Origin of the sequence: Mycobacteroides sp. CBMA 271, from assembly GCF_009729205.1 — a bacterium.
Taxonomy (GTDB): Bacteria; Actinomycetota; Actinomycetes; order Mycobacteriales; family Mycobacteriaceae; genus Mycobacterium.
Genome location: NZ_VTHB01000017.1, coordinates 1 through 484, shown reverse-complemented (window position 1 = coordinate 484; position 484 = coordinate 1). Strand labels below are relative to the sequence as shown.

The window sequence follows — 484 nt, the reverse complement described above, 5'->3', positions numbered from 1 at the left end:
GTTGTTTTCGGGTGGTCCAGCCTTGGGATAGGAGGCGGTGGTGGGCGGGGCAGGCGAAGGTGAGTCGGTCGATGTCGGTGGTACCGCCATGGGCCCACTCGTGGATGTGGTGGACCTCGCAGAGGTATCCGGGGGTGGTGCAGCCGGGATGGGTGCAGCCGCGGTCTTTGGCGTGCAACACGATCCGTTGATCTGCTGAAGCGATGCGTTTGGTGCGGCCCAAATAGAGCGGGCGTCCGTTGTCGGTGAAGATGCTCAGGTAGTGGTGGGCGTGGGCGGCCATGCGGATCAGATCACGCATGGGTAGGCGGGTGCCGCCGCCGGTGACCGCGATCCCGGCGCCCTGTTCCAACTCTGTAAGGGTCGTTGTTACGACGACGGCCACGGGGAGTCCGTGATGGGAACCCAACTCGCCCGAGGTGATGTTTGATCGCAGGGTGGCGCGCAGGGCGTCGTGGTTGCGTTGCGCGCCGGTGCGGGTGTC

General features: G+C 65.7%; 1 protein-coding gene. It reads right to left on the bottom strand.

Annotated features, from left to right (window positions below; all coding sequences use genetic code 11):
- On the bottom strand, positions 1–484 hold a 484-nt coding region (locus tag FZI91_RS23590), incomplete at both ends, for an HNH endonuclease signature motif containing protein (protein ID WP_155941546.1).